Origin of the sequence: Anaerotalea alkaliphila (assembly GCF_010179735.1) — a bacterium.
Taxonomy (GTDB): Bacteria; Bacillota; Clostridia; order Lachnospirales; family Vallitaleaceae; genus Anaerotalea; species Anaerotalea alkaliphila.
In genome coordinates, this window is sequence record NZ_JAAEEH010000015.1 from 37,862 (window position 1) to 58,168 (window position 20,307).

20 protein-coding genes are annotated in these 20,307 nt (G+C 59.2%); 17 read left to right on the forward strand and 3 right to left on the reverse strand.

Annotation, left to right across the window (positions count from 1 at the left end):
• Window positions 1–54: 54 nt before the first annotated feature.
• The 7 genes from GXN74_RS06940 to GXN74_RS06970 all read left to right on the forward strand — a co-directional run bounded on the left by GXN74_RS06940 (window position 55) and on the right by GXN74_RS06970 (window position 6,451).
• On the forward strand, window positions 55–1,824 hold the full coding sequence (locus GXN74_RS06940) for a sensor domain-containing diguanylate cyclase/phosphohydrolase (RefSeq protein ID WP_162370205.1): 1,770 nt from the start codon (window positions 55–57) through the stop codon (window positions 1,822–1,824).
• Complete coding sequence (locus GXN74_RS06945) at window positions 1,825–2,661, forward strand: DUF434 domain-containing protein (protein WP_162370206.1); 837 nt, start codon at window positions 1,825–1,827, stop codon at window positions 2,659–2,661. It abuts the gene before it with no gap.
• Window positions 2,555–3,571, forward strand: a complete 1,017-nt coding sequence (locus tag GXN74_RS06950) for a TraB/GumN family protein (RefSeq protein WP_162370207.1) — start codon at window positions 2,555–2,557, stop codon at window positions 3,569–3,571. Before GXN74_RS06945 ends, GXN74_RS06950 begins: the two co-directional genes overlap by 107 nt.
• A 330-nt stretch (window positions 3,572–3,901) precedes the next feature.
• Window positions 3,902–4,210, forward strand: a complete 309-nt coding sequence (locus GXN74_RS06955) for a cupin domain-containing protein (protein ID WP_162370208.1) — start codon at window positions 3,902–3,904, stop codon at window positions 4,208–4,210.
• A gap of 23 nt (window positions 4,211–4,233) precedes the next feature.
• Window positions 4,234–4,500 carry a (4Fe-4S)-binding protein gene (locus tag GXN74_RS06960; RefSeq protein ID WP_162370209.1) on the forward strand — a complete coding sequence of 89 codons (267 nt, stop codon included), beginning with the start codon at window positions 4,234–4,236 and terminating at the stop codon, window positions 4,498–4,500.
• A gap of 21 nt (window positions 4,501–4,521) precedes the next feature.
• On the forward strand, window positions 4,522–5,745 hold the full coding sequence (locus tag GXN74_RS06965; RefSeq protein WP_162370210.1) for a M28 family peptidase: 1,224 nt from the start codon (window positions 4,522–4,524) through the stop codon (window positions 5,743–5,745).
• A gap of 1 nt (window position 5,746) precedes the next feature.
• A complete protein-coding gene (locus GXN74_RS06970; RefSeq protein WP_162370211.1) occupies window positions 5,747–6,451 on the forward strand; it encodes a prenyltransferase/squalene oxidase repeat-containing protein in 705 nt (234 codons plus the stop codon).
• A 116-nt stretch (window positions 6,452–6,567) separates the two neighbouring features.
• Here the strand turns inward: GXN74_RS06970 and GXN74_RS06975 are convergent, their stop codons facing one another.
• Window positions 6,568–6,972, reverse strand: coding sequence for a DUF4332 domain-containing protein (locus tag GXN74_RS06975; RefSeq protein ID WP_162370212.1), 405 nt, complete (start codon window positions 6,970–6,972; stop codon window positions 6,568–6,570).
• Between the two features lie 184 nt (window positions 6,973–7,156).
• On the opposite strand from GXN74_RS06975, the gene GXN74_RS06980 reads away from it, so the two are divergent.
• The 8 genes from GXN74_RS06980 (at window position 7,157) to GXN74_RS07015 (ending at window position 16,761) form a co-directional block, all read left to right on the forward strand.
• Window positions 7,157–8,707, forward strand: a complete 1,551-nt coding sequence (locus GXN74_RS06980) for a ClC family H(+)/Cl(-) exchange transporter (protein ID WP_162370213.1) — start codon at window positions 7,157–7,159, stop codon at window positions 8,705–8,707.
• Between the two features lie 90 nt (window positions 8,708–8,797).
• Complete coding sequence (locus GXN74_RS06985; RefSeq protein WP_162370214.1) at window positions 8,798–9,853, forward strand: protease inhibitor I42 family protein; 1,056 nt, start codon at window positions 8,798–8,800, stop codon at window positions 9,851–9,853.
• Window positions 9,854–10,003: 150 nt separating this feature from the next.
• Complete coding sequence (locus GXN74_RS06990; protein WP_212505731.1) at window positions 10,004–11,356, forward strand: sodium-dependent transporter; 1,353 nt, start codon at window positions 10,004–10,006, stop codon at window positions 11,354–11,356.
• Between the two features lie 181 nt (window positions 11,357–11,537).
• A complete protein-coding gene (locus GXN74_RS06995) occupies window positions 11,538–13,334 on the forward strand; it encodes a BCCT family transporter (RefSeq protein WP_162370215.1) in 1,797 nt (598 codons plus the stop codon).
• 81 nt (window positions 13,335–13,415) lie between these two features.
• A complete protein-coding gene (locus tag GXN74_RS07000) occupies window positions 13,416–14,249 on the forward strand; it encodes a DUF4846 domain-containing protein (protein ID WP_246208632.1) in 834 nt (277 codons plus the stop codon).
• 85 nt (window positions 14,250–14,334) lie between these two features.
• Window positions 14,335–15,081 (forward strand): glucose 1-dehydrogenase, encoded by a 747-nt coding sequence (locus tag GXN74_RS07005; protein WP_162370217.1) that lies wholly within the window; start codon window positions 14,335–14,337, stop codon window positions 15,079–15,081.
• 22 nt (window positions 15,082–15,103) lie between these two features.
• Entirely contained in the window at window positions 15,104–16,297 is a 1,194-nt protein-coding gene (locus GXN74_RS07010) for a CHAD domain-containing protein (protein WP_162370218.1), read from the forward strand.
• Entirely contained in the window at window positions 16,294–16,761 is a 468-nt protein-coding gene (locus tag GXN74_RS07015) for a NanQ anomerase/TabA/YiaL family protein (protein ID WP_162370219.1), read from the forward strand. The genes GXN74_RS07010 and GXN74_RS07015 overlap by 4 nt, the downstream gene beginning before the upstream one ends.
• A 45-nt stretch (window positions 16,762–16,806) precedes the next feature.
• Here GXN74_RS07015 and GXN74_RS07020 read toward each other — a convergent pair whose 3' ends face one another.
• The gene (locus tag GXN74_RS07020) at window positions 16,807–17,421 is read right to left on the reverse strand and encodes a 4Fe-4S binding protein (protein WP_162370220.1); all 615 of its coding nucleotides are present in this window, start codon (window positions 17,419–17,421) and stop codon (window positions 16,807–16,809) included.
• A gap of 93 nt (window positions 17,422–17,514) precedes the next feature.
• Between GXN74_RS07020 and GXN74_RS07025 the strand changes: the two genes are divergently transcribed.
• Together GXN74_RS07025 and GXN74_RS07030 are read left to right on the forward strand one after the other, a co-directional pair.
• Window positions 17,515–18,171, forward strand: a complete 657-nt coding sequence (locus tag GXN74_RS07025) for a Crp/Fnr family transcriptional regulator (protein ID WP_162370221.1) — start codon at window positions 17,515–17,517, stop codon at window positions 18,169–18,171.
• Window positions 18,172–18,181: 10 nt separating this feature from the next.
• The gene (locus tag GXN74_RS07030; RefSeq protein ID WP_162370222.1) at window positions 18,182–19,405 is read left to right on the forward strand and encodes a helix-turn-helix transcriptional regulator; all 1,224 of its coding nucleotides are present in this window, start codon (window positions 18,182–18,184) and stop codon (window positions 19,403–19,405) included.
• 41 nt (window positions 19,406–19,446) lie between these two features.
• Here the strand turns inward: GXN74_RS07030 and GXN74_RS07035 are convergent, their stop codons facing one another.
• Window positions 19,447–20,307: a sugar phosphate isomerase/epimerase family protein gene (locus GXN74_RS07035; RefSeq protein WP_162370223.1), complete on the reverse strand. Its 861-nt coding sequence runs from the start codon at window positions 20,305–20,307 to the stop codon at window positions 19,447–19,449.

Sequence of the window (20,307 nt, forward strand, 5' to 3'; positions counted from 1 at the left end):
TCTCCATTGGGCATGGTAAAATCTACCTATGTGGTGGAGAGAGGGGATCGTGTCATGGAAGCACTGGAATTGGAAAGGTTCTTCGAGGTCAATTTGGACCTGTTGTGCATAGCGGAGATGGACGGGCGTTTCCGCAAGCTGAACAGGGAATGGGAAAACGTGCTTGGGTATGGGATGGAGGAACTGGCCGGCATGTCCTTCATGGAACTGGTCCATCCCCAGGATGTGGAGGCGACCCTTGGAGCGGTCTCCAGCCTGAAGGAAGGGGAGGAAATCCTGAATTTCGTCAACCGGTACCGTTGCAAGGACGGAAGCTACCGGCACATCGAATGGAGGTCCCATCCCCACGGGAACCTGATCTACGCCGCCGCCAGGGACATCACCGAAAGGAAGGCGGTGGAAGACGCCCTGCGGAGAAGCGAGGAGAAGTACCGTTTCCTGACGGAATATGCTTCGGATGTGATCTGGATCCTGAACTTGACCAGGAACAGGTTCAGCTACATCAGCCCGTCGGTGGAGGCCTTGCGGGGGTTCACGGCGGAGGAGGCAATGACCCAAAGCCTGGAGGAATCCCTGACGCCGGAGTCCCTGCAGGTCGTCCAGGAGGGAATCGCCCAGACTTTCCAGACGTTCTTGGAGAATCCGGACATGCCCAACAGCCACATCACGCAAATCCAGCAGCCCTGCAAGAACGGGGGGGTGGTCTGGGTGGAGGTGGCGACCAAGTTCCGCTTCAACGAGGAGGGGGAGATCGAAGTCGTGGGGGTGAGCCGCAACATCCAGGAGCGGAAGCGGGCGGAAAGGAAAGTCCACTACCTGAGCTACCATGACCGGCTGACGGGGCTCTACAACCGCCATTTCTACGAAGAGGAGCTCCGGAGGATGGATGTGGGGGCGAACCTCCCCCTGACCCTGGTCATGGCCGACGTCAACGGACTGAAATGGACCAACGACGCCTTCGGGCATCTTTCGGGCGACCGGTTGCTCCAGGCCTTTGCCGGAATCCTGAAAAAGGAGTGCCGCAGCGGGGATGTGGTTGCCCGGATTGGCGGGGATGAATTCATCGTACTGCTGCCGGGGACGGACGGGTGGCAGGCGGAAAAGATCGTGCAGCGGATCCAGGAGGAAATCGGAGCCTATAGGAACGACAAGATCCTCCTGTCCGTTTCCTTCGGGTGGAAGACCAAGCACAGGACGGATGAGGGAATCCGGGACATCTACAAGCAGGCCGAGGACCATATGTACCGTAGGAAACTGATGGACAGCAACGGCTTCCGGGCGGACGCGGTCCGCCTGATCACGGAGAGCCTCTACCAGAAGGATTCCCAGCAACAGCCCCATGCGGAGCATGTGGCACAGCTCTGCAGGAAAACCGCTGCAGCCTTGGGGATGGGACCGAAGGAAGTGGACGAGGCGGGGATGGCGGGTCTCTACCATGACATCGGCAAAATCGGCATCGATAGCCGGCTGCTGGACAGTCCGGACCCTTTTTCGGAAGGGGACTGGGAACAGATGCGGCGGCATCCGGAAATCGGCTTCCAGATCCTTAGACACACCCGGGAATTGGCCAGGATTGCAGAGCATATCCTGGCCCACCATGAGCGCATGGACGGGAACGGGTACCCCCGGGGTCTGGCAGGGGAGGCGATTCCGTTGCCGTCCAGAATCATCAGCATCGCGGAAGCCTACGACTCCATGACCAGGGGCAGCGCCTTCAGGAGTGCCCTGGGCAGGGAAGAAGCCATGACGGAGATGCAGGCGGGGGCGGAAGGACAATTCGATCCGGATATCCTCCGGGTCTTCATGGAAAAGGTGGCCAGGTAGATGCGCAAGGAAACCGCAAGGGGATTCGCCCCCGACGATCCGTTGGAGTTCGGGCCTTCCTGGGCGAAAAAGATGGAGCGGGCCGCAGAGGAGCTGGTTTTTCTCCTGGACCGGGGCTACGGCCTGAAGCAGTCCGTAAGCTTCGTGGGAAACCACCACTTCCTTTCCGAGAGGCAAAGGCGCGCGCTGGGAAGGGTCACGGCTTCTGGAGAGACGCTTTCCCGGCGCAAGGAGAGGGAGATGGCCACGCTGGAAGCGGGAGGAAGGGTCCACATCGACGGATTCAACACCATCATCACCCTGGAGACCGCCCTGTCCGGTTCCCTCCTTCTGGAGGGGATGGACGGTTGCATCCGGGACCTGGCGGGACTGCGGGGCACCTACCGGATCATCGACAAGACTGCGGCGGCCATCTCCCTGGTCCTCCAGCATCTGGAGCGGGCGGAGGTGGGGGAGGCCGTCCTCTACCTGGATGCGCCCGTCTCCAATTCCGGCAGGCTGAAGAGCCTGGTCCTGGAGTTGGCTTGCGCAAGCCCTGTCCGACTCCAGGTACTGACCATCAACCAAGTGGACAGGACCCTGTCGGAAAAGGAGTGTGTCGTCACCAGTGATGGGGGGATCCTGGACCGTTGCGGAAGGTGGTACAACATGAACGGCAGGATCATCCGGGAACGGATCCCCCAGGCGTGGGTCTACAGGGTCCCCCTGGAGAAAGGAAGGGCAGGGCAGGATGTCGAAATGGAAGACTGCGGCGGTGCTGGGGGTGCTGTTGGGGCTGGTGCTCCTGCTGAATCTGGCGGGCCGGTGGGGGAATTCCCAAAGCCGCCGATACAATGAAGGGGAACAGGAAAAGAACGACCGTCACATGGTGTTCATCGTCACAGGGAACGGGGTCCGGTCCCATGTGGCGGGGGTGGCCCATGCCGCCAGTCCAGACCAGTATCCCCTGCGCGGGGACTTGCTGGCAGCCTTCGACGAAAGCGCCGTCCTGGTGACGGAAAGGGACCTGCGCCAACCGGTGCCCCAGCCCGTACAGTCGGAATCCTTCGAGCGGCATGTCTCCCCGGAGACCGTGGAGCGGGTCAGGGGATTGGCCAGGGTGTACGGCCTGGAATACGGACGGCTGCGCGGATGGGATGCCATGGCCGTGGCCGGCGCATTCCGCTACACCGTTCTGGAGCGGGAAGGGTATTCGATGGAATACGGCCTGGACACCTACTTCACCCACAGGGCCGCAGCCGGCGGGAAGCCGATCCAGGAGGCGGAAGGGCTGGCCCTGTCCAAGGAAATCTCCAACCGGATCAACCGGGAGTGCGGGGAAGAGGCGCTGGCGCTGATTCCGGAGGATCCGGAAAAGGTCCTTGAGGAGTTCCGGACCATGGAATCCCTCCTCCGGGAAGGGAACGCCGAAAAAGCCGGAAGGATTGTGGAGGCGGAGGCGTCCAAAGGGACCAGGCTGGCTGAAATCTACTGGCTGGAGAGGAACAGGAACATGACGGAGCGGATTGAAGGGTATCTGGAACAGGGGAAGAGCTGCTTCATCGTCATCGGCGCGGGACATGTGCTGGGGAAGGGAGGGATCCTGGACCTGCTGGAAAAAAAAGGGTGGAAGGTGGAACAGATGGAAGGGGCGGAGGAGTTCTTCCGGGACGAGGCAAAAGTCCAGGCCGGAAGCATGCGCAGAAGGAACCAGGGAATCGAATACGTGGACCGGGAGCGCTATCATCTGTTTCGGAAGAAGGGGTAGAGCCAGGGCAGACATGCCAAGTTCCGCCCCTGATTGTTTTACGGGAGGTTCTGGAGTATAATGGACCTATGGAGGAGGTGCATCCCATGGGAGACAAAAGTATCAGAAAGAACGACAAGAAGAAGAAACAGGCCAAAAAGACCGTTCCGGTTTCCAAGCCCGTAGCTTCAATCGTGCAAAAAGTGGAAGATCTGAAGTAGAAGCAGGCGACCGTCTGGGTTGCGACAACTGAATCAAGCGGCTCAAATTACAGATGCTCGAATTTGTAAATTGGGGCGCTTGTTTTGTACACTAGGTAAGTTTGTTGGAAAATGTGCGAGGTGCGACAGGATGGAGAAAATTTACAGCTATACGCTGACGGACCGGGAGATTTTCGAAAACGTGTTCACAGCCGACAACCTGCTGATGAACCATGTGGTGATCCCCCCGGGAAAAGTGTTCCCCAAGCACCCCACGGATGCGGAGGTTTATGCCCTGATTGTCCGGGGGCAGCTCAGCGTGGGGTTGGAGGACGAGGAAGTAAAGGTCTATGGGAAAGGGCAGGTCGTCAACATCCCCAAGGGGGTCCAGTCCGAGCTAGGAAACAGGACGGGAGACCTGGTGGAACTGTTCGTCCTGAAGACGCAGCTGGACACCTAGAGACTCTAACAGGGAGGAAAATCATGGACAACGGGAAGAAGCCGCAAGACGAGCAGGAATTGCTGGAGAACGGCTACAAGAAGTACTGCGGGGATAGGATAGACGTCTATTTCAACAAATGCCTCTGCGTGCACTCGGGGAACTGCCTGCGGGGGAATCCGGCGGTGTTCAAGTTCGGCCGGAAACCCTGGATCATCACGGACGCTGCGGATGCGGAGGAGGTGGCCCGGGTGATCGACACCTGCCCCACCGGTGCGCTGAAGTACATCTGGAAGACGGAGAAACCCTAGGCGAAGTCGGGAGGTGTTCGGATGTCAACGAAGTTATGCGGTCGGATCCGGGAAGACCTGGAGGTGCTGTGCCTGCGGACCGGGAACCGCCATGTGGGAAGCCCCGGGAACCAGGAGGCGGCCCGGTACATCGCAGACCGGATGCGGTCCTGCGGATTCCAGGTGGAGACACCGGAGTTTGCCTGCATCGACTGGCGGGACGGAGGAAGCAGGCTCCTCCTGGGGGAAGAGGCGCTGGAGGTGCTGACGTCCCCCTACTCCCTGCCCTGCGACCTGGCGGAGCGTCCTTACGAGACCGCAGGGACGCTCCAGGAGCTGGAGGGTAGGGATTTCACAGGCAAGATCGCCGTGCTGCATGGTGCACTTTGCAGGGAGCAGGTCATGCCCAAGAACTTCGTCTTCTACAATCCGGAGGAGCACCGCCGCATGGTGGCGACGCTGGAGGCGAAGAAGCCTCTGGCCATCGTGGCGGTCACCGCCAGGAATCCTGCACTGGCCGGAGCCGTATACCCGTTCCCCCTGTTCGAGGACGGGGATTTCCACATCCCTTCCGTCTATCTCACTGAGGAGGAAGGGGGAAAGATCCTCTCCAAACGGTCGGAGAAGCTTTCCCTGGAGATCGACTCCCAGCGGATCCCTTCGACGGGAAACAATGTCATCGGGAGGAAAAAAGGAAGGACGGAGAAGAGGATCGTGTTCTGCGCCCATCTGGATACAAAGAAGGGAACCCCCGGCGCCCTGGACAACACCACGGGTGTCGTCCTGTTGCTGGCCATGGCGGAGCTGCTGGAAGGCTATGGGGGGGACTACGGAATCGAGCTTCTGGCGGTCAACGGGGAGGATTACTACGCCGCCTCCGGCCAGATGCTGTATCTGGAGGAAAACAGGGGAAGGATGGGAGAAGTCGCCCTGGCCGTCAACATGGACGGGGCGGGGCACAAGGGACAGCCCAGCTCCTACTGCCTCTTCAACTGCGGGGAAAGGGAACGCAGGGGGTTCACCGAGGCGTTCGGGGATCCGGAAGCGTTCCTCGAAATCGAACCCTGGCACCAAGGGGACCACATGCTGTTCGTCATGGAGGGCGTCCCCGCCATTGCCATCTCCTCCGGGAACCTCTGGGAGATCCTGTCGGAAATCGTCCATACCCCAAAGGACACCCTGGACAACGTGGACCCGGAGAAGCTGTGCGCCATCGCCCTGGCCTGCAGAAGGCTGGTAGGGCTCCACCTGGAAAAGAGGTTTTGACATGGACATGCGGAAACAGGCGGCGGAGGACCTGGAACGGATCCTTGGGTTCCGCCACAGCAACGGTGGGGATTTCTGGGCGACCCCGGATGGGAAGCTCGGCATCGAGAAACCCATCAGCACCCTTACGGCGCTCCTGGTCATGGGGGAACTCCAGGTGCCCGGATCCCACGAAGCCCTCCGGGGTGCGGCCCAGCTCGTGCTGGACGCCTGCGGTCCGGACGGGCGGGTCCGCATCGCCCCCAAGGGGTCGGTCTACCCCTGCCATACGGCGCTGGCGGCAGCCGCGCTCTGCCGGAACGGGTATGCAGAGGACGGGAGGGTGCAGGCAATGCTGGACCACTTGCTGGCCCACCGGTATGAGGACGGCGGCTGGCGCTGCAACAAGTTCTCCTACGGAAGGGGACCGGAAACCGAGCACTCCAATCCGGGAGTCACCCTTTTCATGCAGGTCGAATACCCTTTTCTACGCTACAACCTCTTCCAGTATGTCCATGTGCTCTCCTACTATCCCAAGGCCAGGAAGGACCGACGTTTCCAGGAAGCCCTTGCCGCCCTGGCGGGGAAGCTGGACAGCCAGGGCAGGATGGTGGTGGAGAGGCCCAGCCGGAAGCTGGCGGACCTTTGGATCTGCAGGAAGGGGGAACCTTCCGAAGCTGCTACCCGGCGTTATAGGGAAATCGTCGCCCGGATGGAAGGAAGGTGAGACCATGCATCACGACGCGAACGACCCGGAGGAGTACATCCGCCAGCTGCCCGAGGAACGCAGGAAAAATCCCGGATTCCAATTAGGAAATCCGGGATTTTTCCTGCGTTCCATCTTCAATAGCTCAAGGTTCGGGGCAGGGTTGCGGCCTGGTGGATCCAGTCCGCCACCTGTGCCTGGGTGGGCATCTTGTGCACATGCTCCTTGGTTGCGTTGGTTTCCTGCAGCTTGTGCAGGAGGTGCTCCGCATTGCGGGTGGCCAACTCGGGAACGGTATCCACGCCGGACGCCTTCAGCAGTTCGGCGTACTCGCCCCCCACCCCTTTGATCCGGGTCAAGTCCGCATAATTGGCCCATGTCAGGATCTGCTTTTCGGGAAAACCGGTCTTGGCGGCAAGTTCGCTCCGTCCCTTCCTGGTGGCGCAGACCGCCAGCAGGTCATCGACATTCCTCACGCCGGCATCCTCCAGTGTGGAGATGGATGCTGTGGTCATCCCTTCGATTACAGTCAGTTTGTACATGGTTCAACCCCTCTCTGGAAAAATGGGACAAGGATGGTTTCAACTAAATTATAGTCTTCTTGCAGGGGGATTACAAGGGTGGAAGGGCGGATTTTCAGAAAGGCTCTTGGGTTGGCGAGGGATGACTTGAATTCTAGGGAAAAAAGGAGGATAATTGAAGTAGATTAAAACAAGGAGAGAATGCATGAAAAACAATTTGAACAGCATGACGTCCCATGACTACAGGAAGATACCGCTGGTTCTGGCCAGCCTGGCCGTAGGACTTGTTGCGGGAGCCGTTGTCGTATTGTACAGGATCGTGCTGGGGATGGCGGAGGAGTTCGCCTTCGCCATGTACGGTTTTTTCAAAACGCACATGGGATGGATTCCCTTGCTGTTTGGGGGACTGGTGCTTCTAGGATTCATCGTGTCCCATCTGGTCGCGAAGAACAGGATGATCAGCGGAAGCGGCATCCCCCAATTGAAGGGAATCATCCTAGGCTACTTCCAGCAGCGATGGCTGCACACCGTGGTGATGAAATTCATCGGGGGGACCTTGGCCATCGCTGGGGGCCTTTCCCTGGGGCGGGAGGGTCCGTCGATCCAATTGGGGGCCAGCGTGGCCGAGGGATTGGGCAACAAGGTGGGGAGAAGCCGGATGGAGAGGAAAATACTCATGGCCAGCGGTGCCAGCGCGGGCCTGGCGGCTGCGTTCAATGCGCCCCTGGCGGGCGTGCTGTTCGCACTGGAAGAGATCTTCAAGTACTTTTCCCCTCTGATCCTCCTGTCCACCATGGCGGCGGCGGTTGTTGCGGAATTCGTCTCGAAGCAGGTGTTCGGATTCGAGCCCGTCTTCCATTTCGCCTTGACTAAAACCATGCCGCTGGAGAATTACTGGATGCTGGTTGTCATGGGTGGACTGCTGGGACTGTTGGGGGCCTTCTACAACCGGACCCTGCTGCAGGTGCAGTCCCTCTACAAGAAGAACGGCTTTCTGACGGAGCGCAACCGGATCGTCCTGCCCTTCCTGCTGGCGGGTGTGCTGGGGCTGGCGTTCCCCATCGTCCTTGGGGGAGGGCACCGGATTGTGGAACAGCTGAATCTGGAAAACGGCCTGGGCCTTCTGCTTCTTATTTTCACGGTCAAATTCGGTTTTTCCATGGTAAGCTTCGGGTCGGGAGCTCCAGGGGGAATCTTTCTGCCGCTGCTGGTACTGGGTTCGGTACAGGGAGCCATGTTCGCCACGGTGGCCATCCGGTATCTGGGCGTTGACCCTGCCCTTTTCCACAACTTCGTCATCTTCGCCATGGGGGGCTATTTTGCCGCAATCGTAAGGGCTCCCATCACAGGCATCGTGCTGATCCTGGAGATGACAGGAAGCCTGCACCACCTGCTTGCCCTGTCCATCGTCTCCATGACGGCCTACATCGCGGCGGACCTGATGAAGAGCCTGCCCATCTATGATTCCTTGCTGGACAGGCTGGTTTCCGACCATCATATACAGGAAGAGGAGGAGCACAGCCACAAGGTGATTGTGGAAATCGTGGTGCAGCACGGATCCTCTATGGAGGACAAGGCCGTGAGCGCAATACCTTGGCCGAAAAAGTGTCTGCTGGTGAGCGTCAAGCGGGGCGAAAAGGAGATTCTCCCCCGGGGCAATACGGTGCTGAAGGCTGGGGATTACCTGTTCGTGCTGACGGACATCAACAGCGAATGGCTGACGCGGAAGACGCTGGAGGAACTTAACGCCTACTGATCCCATGAAAGGGGGTGGTCCATCGGTTTGATTGTTTCCGGACCCAGGCAGCCGCAAGGCTGCATCAGCAGATCGACGGAGGTGAAAGAAATGAAGAAGAAACTGTTTGCAACATGCATGGCAGCCATCCTTTTGTTTGGCATGGCTGTGCCGGCAATGGCGGAAGATTCTGAAATGCTCCGGTTGCGTGACAGGCTGCAGATCACCAGTCCCGCACGGATCCAACAGCAGGACCGCCTGCGGGACGGAACCGGCCCCGGCTTCCCTGATGTCCAGCGCCACTGGGCTTTGGAACCGGTACAGGAGGCGGCCCAGTGGGGACTGGTCAAGGGCTATCCCGATGGAAGTTTCGGACCGAACAGGAACATTTCCGGTCCGGAAGGCGTGATGATGCTGAGCCGGATGCGGAACTGCCTAGCGGGCGTAGACACGGCCACGGGCCCGGCCATGGAAGTGGTGACGGGACCTGCCGTTGAAATCGATTGGGACCGGCTGCCGCCTTGGGCAAGGGAGCAGATGCGGGAAGAGACCGCACTGAGGATCGCCACCCAAAGCGAGTTCTACAAGGAGCTCCAGCTGAACCGGCTGCAGCTGGCGGTGATGCTGGCGAAGGCGTTGGATCTGGAACCGATGGACGTCCCGGCGGGAACAACGGTGTTCTCCGATACCGGAGCGCTTCCGGCGGAAGACCTGGGTCATCTGCACGCGCTCAAGAGCTTGGGAATCATCCAGGGCTACCAGGGGGCCTTCAATCCGGAGAGGTTGGTCAACAGGGCGGAAGCGGCCGTGATGATGGTCAATGTGTTGCGGAGTCTGGACGAAAAAGCCGGGGAATACAGCGTCCTTGACCTATTCCTCACCGTGAAGCTGCAGGAAAACCCCAGCACAGGCTATGCCTGGGCATACCAGATGGACAAGGAAGGGATACTGGAGTTGGACAGCGACGCCTATGCCGCACCGGATGCCGATGGAGGCATGGTGGGTGCCGCCGGCCAGCACACGTGGGTTTTCAAGGGTGTGGGTGAAGGCACGGTGCGGCTGGAATTCCACTACTACAGGCCCTGGGAAGCCGTGGATACGGCTGTCGATGCCCGCATTTTCACCGTCAGCGTAGGTGCGGACAAAACAATCGTGGATGTCCGGTGACAGCACATGAAAGCCCCCGCAAGGAGAGGTCCGGTTGCCGGCAACCATCCTCCCCTGCGGGGGGTTTCTGTTTCCGGGGAGCATTTTCCGGTTGACACTGCTGGAGACGATGTTATAATGTGTTTTGGCGAAAGAAGAAAGGAGCACATTATGCAAGAAAGAAGCGAGTTTTCCAGCAAGATCGGTTTCGTACTGGCGGCAGCCGGTTCCGCGGTAGGATTGGGCAACATCTGGAGGTTTCCCTACCTTGCGGCAAAGTACGGCGGAGGGCTGTTCGTACTGATTTATATTTTCTTCATCACAACCTTCGGATATGCCATCATGACATCGGAAATCGCCATCGGCAGAAAGACAAGGCTGAGCCCCATTGGCGCTTATGCAGCCCTGGACAAGAGGTTCAAGTTCATCGGGGTCATCGCCGTGCTGGTGGCGGCGCTGATCGTCCCCTATTACAGTGTGATCGGCGGCTGGATCATCAAGTATCTGGTCACCTTCGCATCCGGTGGGCATCTGGCGGCGGCAAAGGACGACTTCTTTGTGGGCTTCATCACAAGTCCCCTGGAACCTGTGCTTTGGCAGATCGTATTCGTGTTGCTGGCGGCCTTTGTGGTGTTCAAGGGAATCAAGGACGGCATCGAGAAGGTCAACAAGGTCCTGATGCCGGTGCTGATCGCCCTTTCCCTTGGGATCGGAATCTATGCCATGACCCTTCCGGGGGCTTTGGATGGACTGAAGTATTACCTGATTCCCGACTTTTCCAGGTTCTCCATGGAAGGTGTCCTGGCCGCCATGGGGCAGATGTTCTATTCCCTGTCGCTGGCCATGGGCATCATGATCACCTATGGTTCCTACCTCAGCAGGAAGGACGACATCAAGAAATCGGTGAAGCAGATCGAGGTCTTCGACTCGGGTGTGGCCATGCTGGCGGGTTTCATGATCGTACCTGCCGTATTCGCCTTCTCGGGCGGGAGCGCGGAAGCCCTGAGTGCAGGGCCGGGACTGATGTTCATCACGCTGCCCAAGGTTTTCGGCAGCATGGCCCTGAGCTCCCTGGTGGGAAGCGCCTTCTTCCTGATGGTGCTTTTCGCGGCAATCACCTCCGGCATCTCCCTGATGGAGGTGGTGGTTTCCACACTTTGCGACAAGTACAGGATTTCCAGGAACAAGTCGGTTGCGGTCACGACAATCTTCACCATCCTGATGGGTGTGCCCTCTTCCCTGGGCAACGGCATCTGGAGCCACATCACCATCTTCGATCTTGCGATCCTGGATTTTTTCGATTTCGTCACAAACGCCGTTCTGATGCCGGTGGGTGCCTTGTTCATGTGCATCTTCATCGGCTACATCCTCAAGACCGACGAAATCGCGGAGGAAGCCAACGAATCCTCCACCATACAGACCAAAAGATTCTATACCGTCATGGTCCGGTATGTCGCCCCCGTCTTCATCATCGCGGTGTTGTTGAGCTCCGTGCTGGCGACCTTCGGCATCATCAAATGGTGACCGCAAACGGCATGTCCATGGACATGCCGTTCTTTTTTTACACTAGGAAAGTTCGTCCAAGCTTGTTTGGGACCAAGCTTTCCTAGTGTAGTCTGAATGCATACGAAGTATGCTTTCTTGTAGAGGGCTGTTGTAAGAGGGGCGCTGTAGGATTATAATGGGTACAAAAGGAGGTATGGATATGGAGGAGGACAAGAAAAGGGAACTTGATTCCAAACGGGCGTTGGCGAAGAAGTTGAAGAAGGCCGAAGCGGAAGCCAGAAGGAAAGCGATCAAGGAGCGGCAGCCGTTCAAGGGACTGCAGATCAGACCTACGGCATCCCTGTTCGACGATGCAGGCAGGAAGGAGCCCGGTGAGGGGAACTGGGAAGGGTTCGGCTTCGACATCCATCCCCATGTCACGCTTATTTCCAGCGTTCTCCTGGCGATCTTCATTGGAGGCACGCTGTTGTTCTCCGAGGCGGCGGAAGCCTTTTTCGGAAGCGCATTGGGTGCCATCACCAAGGAGGCGGGATGGTTTTTCATCCTGGCCGCGAACTTCTTCATCGCAGCCGCCCTGTTCTTTTCCCTAGGCAGGTTTGGCGGCATCCGGATCGGAGGGAACAATGCCAAGCCGGAGTTCAGCAAGCCTGCATGGTATGCCATGCTCCTTAGCGCAGGGATGGGGATCGGGCTGCTGTTCTGGAGCGTAGGGGAACCGGTGCTGCACCTAAGCACGCCGTCCCCCATGTTCGGGGATGTGGTGTCCGGGTCGGCGGAAGCCGCCCAAGCGTCCATGGTCACCACCTATTTCCACTGGGGAATACATCCGTGGGCGATCTACTCCGTCGTGGGCCTTGGCCTGGCGTTTTTCGCCTATAACCGGGGACTGCCCCTGACCATCCGCTCCGTCTTCTACCCGGTCATCGGAAACAAAATCTACGGCTTCTGGGGCAACATGATCGACGTCCTGTCGGTCCTTGCCACCCTCACCGGTCTGGCGACCTCCCTGGGCTTGGGAGTCGCCCAAGTGAATGCGGGCCTAAACTTCCTGTTCGGCATCAGCATCAGTACAACCACCCAGGTGCTCCTGATAGCGGGCATCACAGCCCTGGCCACCACATCGGTTGTCATGGGCCTGGATGGGGGTGTCAAGAGGCTGAGCGAAATCAACATGGTGCTGGCGGGCGTATTCCTGCTGTTCATCCTGATAGTGGGCCCCACCGTCTACATCCTGAGCGGATTCACCCAGAATCTGGGGTATTACCTGGCCACCATGCCGCAGATGAGCTTCTGGGCGGAGACCTTCAAGGACACCAACTGGCAGGGCGGTTGGACCATCTTCTATTGGGCCTGGTGGATTTCCTGGTCCCCCTTCGTGGGGATGTTCATCGCCAGGATCTCCAAAGGGAGGACCGTCAGGGAGTTTGTGTTCGGGGTCATGCTCTTCCCCACGCTGCTGTCCTTCCTCTGGATGTCCGTTTTCGGAGGAACCGCCATATTCCTGGAGACCAACGGGCTTGCGGACCTGGTCGCAATCGTGGAGCAGGACGTGTCCATCGCGCTCTTTGCCATGCTGGAGCATCTGCCGCTGACGAAGCTGCTTTCCGTCGTGGGCATCATCCTGGTGACGGTGTTCTTCGTGACCTCTTCGGATTCGGGTTCCCTGGTTGTGGACCATCTGACCTCCGGGGGAAAACTGGAATCCCCCGTGCCCCAGAGGGTGTTCTGGGCCGTGATGGAGGGGGTTGTGGCGGCGACCCTGCTGATCGGGGGCGGCCTGTCTGCGTTGCAGACGGCATCGGTGATGACCGGACTGCCCTTTGCCATCATCCTGGTGCTGATGGTATACTCCCTGTATGCCGGATTGTCCCAGGAGTACGACATGGAAGAAGCCGTGCGGCAGAAGCTGCGGGAAGTGGAGGAAAAGCATCTTCTGGAGGAAGCCATCAGTGCGGCTGTGGAAGACGAAGCTTTGGTGAAAAAAGACAACGAGTGAGGGGGTGCAGGTCCAATGAGGGGCATGCGGACAATGAGGCAACCCATCAGGATGTTCCTCCCTCTCCTGGTGGCCCTTCCAATGGTTGGCTGCTTTTGGGCCGGGGGCGAGGAAGGGGAGGTGCAAAGGGGACGTCTGGCGATGGAGGCTCCTGCGGCTGCCTCCCAGCGGGTCCATGTGGAGGGGACGACCGTCGAGGAGCGTTATCCTCCACCGACCGGGTATGCAAGGGTGCCTGCGGAGGAAGGCGGTTTCGGCGCATTCCTCCGCAGACAGAAGCTGAAACCCTATGGGGAGAAGCCCCTGTACCATGACGGCAGCGAGAAGGAGAAATACTGGGTGTACGACAGCGTCTTCGATGTGGACATCGGAGACAGGGACCTGCACCAGTGTGCGGACGCCGTCCTGCTCCTGCGGGGGGAATACCTGTATTCCATCGGGGCGTACGAGGAAATCGGCTTCCGGTTCGTGTCCGGCTTTAAAGCGGAATACGGCAAATGGATGGAGGGATACCGGATCCGGGTGAACGGCAGGGAGGAGAGCTGGCATCTGGTGGGGGAACCTGGGAACAGCTATCCGTCGTTCAGGAAATTCATGGACATGGTGTTCGCCTATGCGGGAACCCGGTCCCTGGAGCAGGAGCTGCATCCGGTGGAGGTGGAGGACATGCGGATCGGAGACGTGTTCATCGTGGGCGGCAGCCCGGGACATGCCGCCATCGTGGTGGACCTTGCCCAAAACAGGGAGGGCGGGAAGGTCTTCCTGCTTGCCCAGTCCCATATGCCGGCGCAACAGACCGAACTGATGGCCAACCCGGTGGATTGGGACCTGAGCCCCTGGTATACGCTGGAAGGCAAGCGCGGGTTGGTCACACCGGAATGGACCTTTGCGCTGGAGGACTTAAAGCGGTTTTAATGGAAAAAGAAGCGTTGAACCTGCCAGCGGTTGCAGCCTTCCTCCGGGAGCACCACGGCATGGGGATAGGATAGGGGGATTGCAGATGAAACATGAAGGGAAAGTTGTGGTGGTCACCGGAGCTGCCCATGGGATCGGACGCCGCATCGCCCTGGCCTATGGAGCGGAAGGGGCCCGGGTCGTTCTGGCGGACATCGATGGGGAAGCAGGCACCGCGACTGCAGCGGCCATCCAAGACGCCGGGGGAGAGGCGCTTTTCGTCCGTACGGACGTGGCGAATCCCCGGGAGATCCAGGCCCTGATGAAAGAGGCGGTGGAGGCATTTGGTGCCATCCACATCCTGGTGAACAATGCGGGCGTTTCCGTCTGGAAATCCCCCTATGAACTGGCGGTGGAGGAGTGGGACCGGATCCTGGACACGAACCTGCGTGGTGGATTCCTATGCTCCAGGGAAGCGGCCAAGACCATGCGGGAAAACGGTGGCGGCTCCATCGTGAACATCGCATCCACCCGGGCGCTCATGTCGGAGCCCCATGGGGAAGCCTATGGGGCTTCCAAGGGCGGCCTCCAGGCGCTGACCCACGCATTGGCGGCCTCCCTGGGGCCGGATGGGATCCGGGTGAACTGCATCAGCCCCGGATGGATCGAAACAGGGGTGTACGGCATGCTCAAGGAAAGGGACCATGCCCAGCATTTCTCCGGAAGGGTGGGCAAGCCGGAGGATGTGGCCAGGGCCTGCCTCTACCTGACCGAGGAAGGCAACGACTTCATCAACGGTGCCAACCTCGTCTTGGACGGAGGGATGACAAGGAAAATGGTCTACGAGGAATGAACAGGGAGAAGGGAGGAGACCTATGCTATTGATACTGGTCCGCCATGGAGAGGCGGAGGAGCGGAAGGAACAGCAGAAGGACGGGGAGAGGAAGCTGACCGCAAAGGGGGCCCGGGAATTCGGACGGGCCGCCCAAGGGATGGCGGGAATCCTGCCGTCCGGATTGAAGGTGCTGAGCAGTCCCCTAGTGCGGGCTTTGCAGACGGCAAACCTGCTGGCGGACGCCGTAGGTGTCCCTGCGGTCGGACAGGTGGAGAGCCTGGAGACAGGGGACCTGGAAACCTTCCTCGAAGAGGTGAAGGGGCGGGGAGCGGTGGTCGCAGGGGTGGGCCATGAGCCCTCCCTCAGCCGGTGGGTCCATGCGTTGACAGGGGAACATGTCCCCATGGACAAGGGAAGTGCGGCCTTCATCGAATGGGAGGAAGGAGGCCAGGGCCGGCTGTTGCTGCTTCTGCACCGGGAGGAGGCCGGAAACCTGGGAGGATTCCTCCTCCAGGAGATTCCCCAGCTGCGGGTCTGGGAGCTGGCGAACATCCAGGCCCGGTTGAAGGACGAGGGGATGCGGGTCTACGCCCTCCACCACTTCAGGATCGCCATGCGGAACGTCTTTGTGCTGCTCTCCATGCGCGAGCCGGAGGGGAGGAAAGACCTGGCCAAAGAAGTGAAGTCGTATGGGAAAAAGGTGTTCGCACACACGGACAAGATCCGGGAGTACGACGTCCTGCTGAAATTCCTGGGGAGCGGGGGAGAAGGGGTTCCCCAGGATGCAGGGGGCTATACCGCCTATTTCACCGAAGAGCGCAGGAAGCAACTGGAGGAGCTGATGGAGGTAACAGGCAGCGGCAGCTATGCGGCGTTCATCCTGAAGCTCCTCTCCCTGCTCCTTGAGATGAAAAACCTCCGGGAGCAGGAGAAGTCGGAGGCCGTCAGGAAATCCTTCAAGAGGATGTACCATGCCTATCAACTGATGCGCTTGGACATCAACCTGGAGGATTTGGACGCCAACGACCAGGACCGGCTCCACAAGTTCCGGATCGCCGCCAAGAAAATCGAGTACGGGGCGGCCCTTTTTCCGGGGCTGAACAAGAAGAAATACAGGAAGACCGTGAAGGAAGCGAAGCGGCTGCACCAGGTCCTGGGAAGGCACCGGGACAGTGTGCGCAACCGGGAGCTCTTGGAAGAGGCAAGAAAAACCATCGAGGAGGAAAAACAATGATCAGAGGAAACATCAACAGACGGGAAGATTGGGCGGCATATCCGGAAGCGGTGCAAAGGGCGCTGGCATATCTGGGGGACACGGATTTCAGCACATTGGAGCCTGGAACCTATGAAGTGGAAGGGAAGGACATCTACGCCATGCTGCAGACCATGCAGACGGACCTGTTGGAGAACAGAAGGCCGGAAGCCCATGTGGTCTACATCGACATCCAATATCTCCTGGAAGGGGAGGAACGGATGGGTTGGGCGGAGGTCAACGGGGACGCGGTGGTCACGGAAGACAAACGTCCCGACAAGGACATGGTCTACTACCAGGCGCCGGCGCAGGAAGCGTTCATCGACCTGGTCCCTGGGGAATTCGTGGTGTTCTTCCCATCGGACATCCATCGTCCGGGATGCTGCGTATCGGAGCCGATGCCCATACGGAAAGTGGTCGTGAAAATCAGGGCTGCCTTGGCCTAATGACAGGAAAAGCCCCGGTTCCCATTGCGGGAACCGGGGCTTTTCCTAACGGTAGCGGATGGCGTCCTGCCGGCAGCTCCGTTCGCACTCCATGCAGACCAGACAGTCCCTCTGGTGGATGAAATGGTGGCTGCCACCTTTCTCCACAGCAAGCGCGGGACAGGCGCGCCTGCAGGCCCCGCAGTTGTTGCAAAGGTCCGCATCGATGGCCATCCCCCGGGGACTTTTGGAGGCGGGATAGAGCATCAGGGTTCCATAAGGGCACAAGTGCTGGTGCCAAAGCTCCTCCGGGAAGAAGAAGGTGGCAAAGGCCCCCAGAGCAAACAGGGCTGGCAACACGGGAACCTTCCTGCCGGTAGCCATGGAGAAGAGGAAGAGGCCGATGAAAACGCCCAGGGCCAGATGCCGCACCCAGGGTTTGGAGAATGCGGAAGGGACCGGCAGGCTCTTGATGTGCAGCTTCTTCTTGAGCCGGGAAACACCCAGCATGACCGTGTTGATGGAACAAATCCAACCGCAGTAGACGCGCCCGAGGAGGAAGGAGGCCAGGATGCCCAGGAGCAAAAGGCCCATCCACATCTGCACGCGTCCTGCGGCGAAGAGGAAGAGGAAGAGGGCCAGGAAACCGATCTGTACGGTCCTCTGCAGTTTTCTTTTCATGGTTGATGACTCCTTTCAATCCGTTGTTGTTTGTAGTATACTGGAAAACAACACAGAAGTAAGTTACCGAAGCAACTTTTTGGAGGGGAAATCATGCAGTTGGATCCGACCGTGGATGCGCTCACCCGCATCCGTCTTTTTAAGGGATTAGGGAAGGAAACTTTGGGACGATATTTGGCCGCCGGACATTGCGAGGTCAGGGAGTATGGGAAGGAGCAGATCATCCATCTGCAGAACGAGGAGTGCAGGACCATCGACATCGTGCTGTCGGGAAGGGTTGCGGTACAGAAAATCGATGAAAACGGAAACATCCTGACCATTTCCGTCTTTACCGACAGGGACCTGCTGGGGGCAAACCTGCTGTTTTCCAGCAGGAACTACTATCCCATGACCGTCATCGCCATCGCCAGGACAACGGTCCTGCAGATCCGAAAGGAACTGGTGCTGGAGCTCTGCAGAAGCAACCGGGAGTTCATGATTGGGTTGTTGGGAGAGATTTCCGACAAGGCAAACGTCCTGGCGGAGAAGATCAACGCCATCTCCCTGAAGACCATACGGCAGCAGGTCCTGGAGTTCCTGGAATATGAGGCCCTGTTGCAGAGAAGCCTGGTCGTCCGTCTGCCTTTCCCGAAGAAGGAATGGGCGGAAAGGCTGGGGGTGCAGAGGTCGTCCCTGAGCAGGGAGCTGAACAAGATGCGGCAGGACGGGTTGGTGGAGTTCGACGCCAAAACCATAACCCTGTTGCGGTAGGAGGAATCGGATGGCCCGGAGAGAATTGGAGCAGAAGGCAAACATGCTGGGGAGCGTGGTCCAGACAGGCGTATTCCTACTGGACAAGGGGAACAGGGAAATCTACAACTTCAATCTCCTGCAGGGGAAGGGAGCCTTCCAGAATCTTGCCAGGGCGGACATCCAGGCGGGAATCCGCCTGGCACCGCCGGAGGAAAACAAGGTCGTGCTTTACACCGCACCTTGGAAGGGGGTCTACATCCTTCTGCCGGTGCATGAAGAGGGCTCCTATGCGGGGCTGGCGGCGGTGGGGCCCCTTCTGCAGGAAATCCTGCCGGAGGGGGAGCTGCGCGGGGTGCTGAAGTTCCTGCGCCTCCGGGAAAAGGAGGTGCAGGAGGTGCTGGAATGCTGGGATTCCCTCAAGGCCTTCTCTGGCTCGGAACTGAAGCACCTGGCCGCCCTTGCGGCCCACCTGTTTTGGCATCCATTGGCCTCCAGCGTACAGGTCCAGGCTGTCCAGCCGGGACCGGACCTTTCTGGCAAGGATAAGTTCCACGAGAACCTGCTTGGCTCCCATGATTTCGTGGACGGAAACTACCGGATGGAAGCGGACCTGCTCCACGCCATCCAAACGGGAAACGCAGGGCTCCTCAAGACCCTGGAGGAGGACCGGCGGCAGATGTACATCCCCAACCGGACTCCGGAGAATCCACTGCGCACGGACAGGAACCTGCTGGTCACCTTGAACTCCCTGGCCTGCCGGGCGGCCATCCAGGGGGGGGTGCCGCTAGGGATTGCCCACAACATGTCCAGCAATTTCGCCGGCTTCATCGAAAATGCCCGGACCGCCAAACAGATCCAGGAACTGAACGCCGCAATCCCAACAGTCTTCTGCGACGCGGTGCGGAAGTACCGGACCCGGGAAGCCGGTCCCCTGGTTGCAAAAGTCCTGGACCAAGTGTACGCGAACCTGTACAAGAAGCTGGAAGTGGCGGAAATCGCCGCAGAGCTGTTCGTGACACCGTCCCACCTGTCCAGAAAGTTCAAGGAGGAGATGGGGGTGACCCTGTCCCGCTTCATCCAACAGGCCAAGTGCCAGGAAGCCGAGTTCCTGATGGCCAAGGGGAACCACACCCTGTCGGAGATTGGGGAAATGCTGCAGTTCAATTCCCTGTCCCATTTCAGCGCCACCTACAAGAAGGTACGGGGCTTTCCTCCCAGCAGGGTGGAGAGCCGGGAGGAAGGGAAAGGATGAGAAAAGGAGAAGGTCCGCATGACCTTCTCCTTTTCTATGGCTTAGAACCAGGCCCCGTAGCCCAGCTTCTCCAGGTTGTCCTTGGAGGTCTGGAGGCAGTCGAAGGGGTCCCGTCCGTACTGGTTGTCCTGTTCGATGAGGAAATAGCGGGAACCGGCGGCAAGGCCCGCTTCGATGATGGCCTTCATGTCCAGGTTCCCTTCGCCGACCTCGGCAAATTCCACTGTTCCCGTGAAGGCCGCCATGAAGGCAGCCATGTCGCCCATGTCCACCTTGGAGGCGTCGAACTTTCCGATGCGGTAGTCCTTCAGGTGCAGTAGGGAAATCCGGCCGGCATAGCGCTTGATGAATTCTACCGGATTCTCGCCTCCCCGCTGGATCCAGTGCACGTCCAGCTCGAAGCCCAGGCGGCTGGTGCTGTCCTTCATGATGTCCAGCAGGTATTTCCCGCCGTATTTCTCAAATTCCACATGGTGGTTGTGGTAGTAGAGGTCGATGCCTTCGGCCGCCAGACGCTGTGCATAGGCTTCCGCCTTTCCGGTGAAGGCCAGGACCGCATCCTTGTCGCCCATGTAGGAAAAGGGCAGCATGCCGATCCGCAGGTAGCTGCAGTCCAGGGTCTTGCAGTCCGCCACGATCTTGTCGAAATCGTCGGCCAAGGTCTCCCCGGGGGCTCCCGGATACATGGGTTCCACGGATGCGGAGAGTGCGGCCACCTCCATGCCGAAATCCCCGCAGGCCCGTTTCAGTTCGGAGACGTTCTCCTGGGTCATGGGGATTTGGGAGACCTCCACGCAGCGGTAGCCCATATCGTGGAGCCGCCGCATGGTTTCGTACACGCCCAGTTCTTTGACCTTGCCGGCCAACATCATCATCTGTACGCCAATCTTGCCTTTATCCAT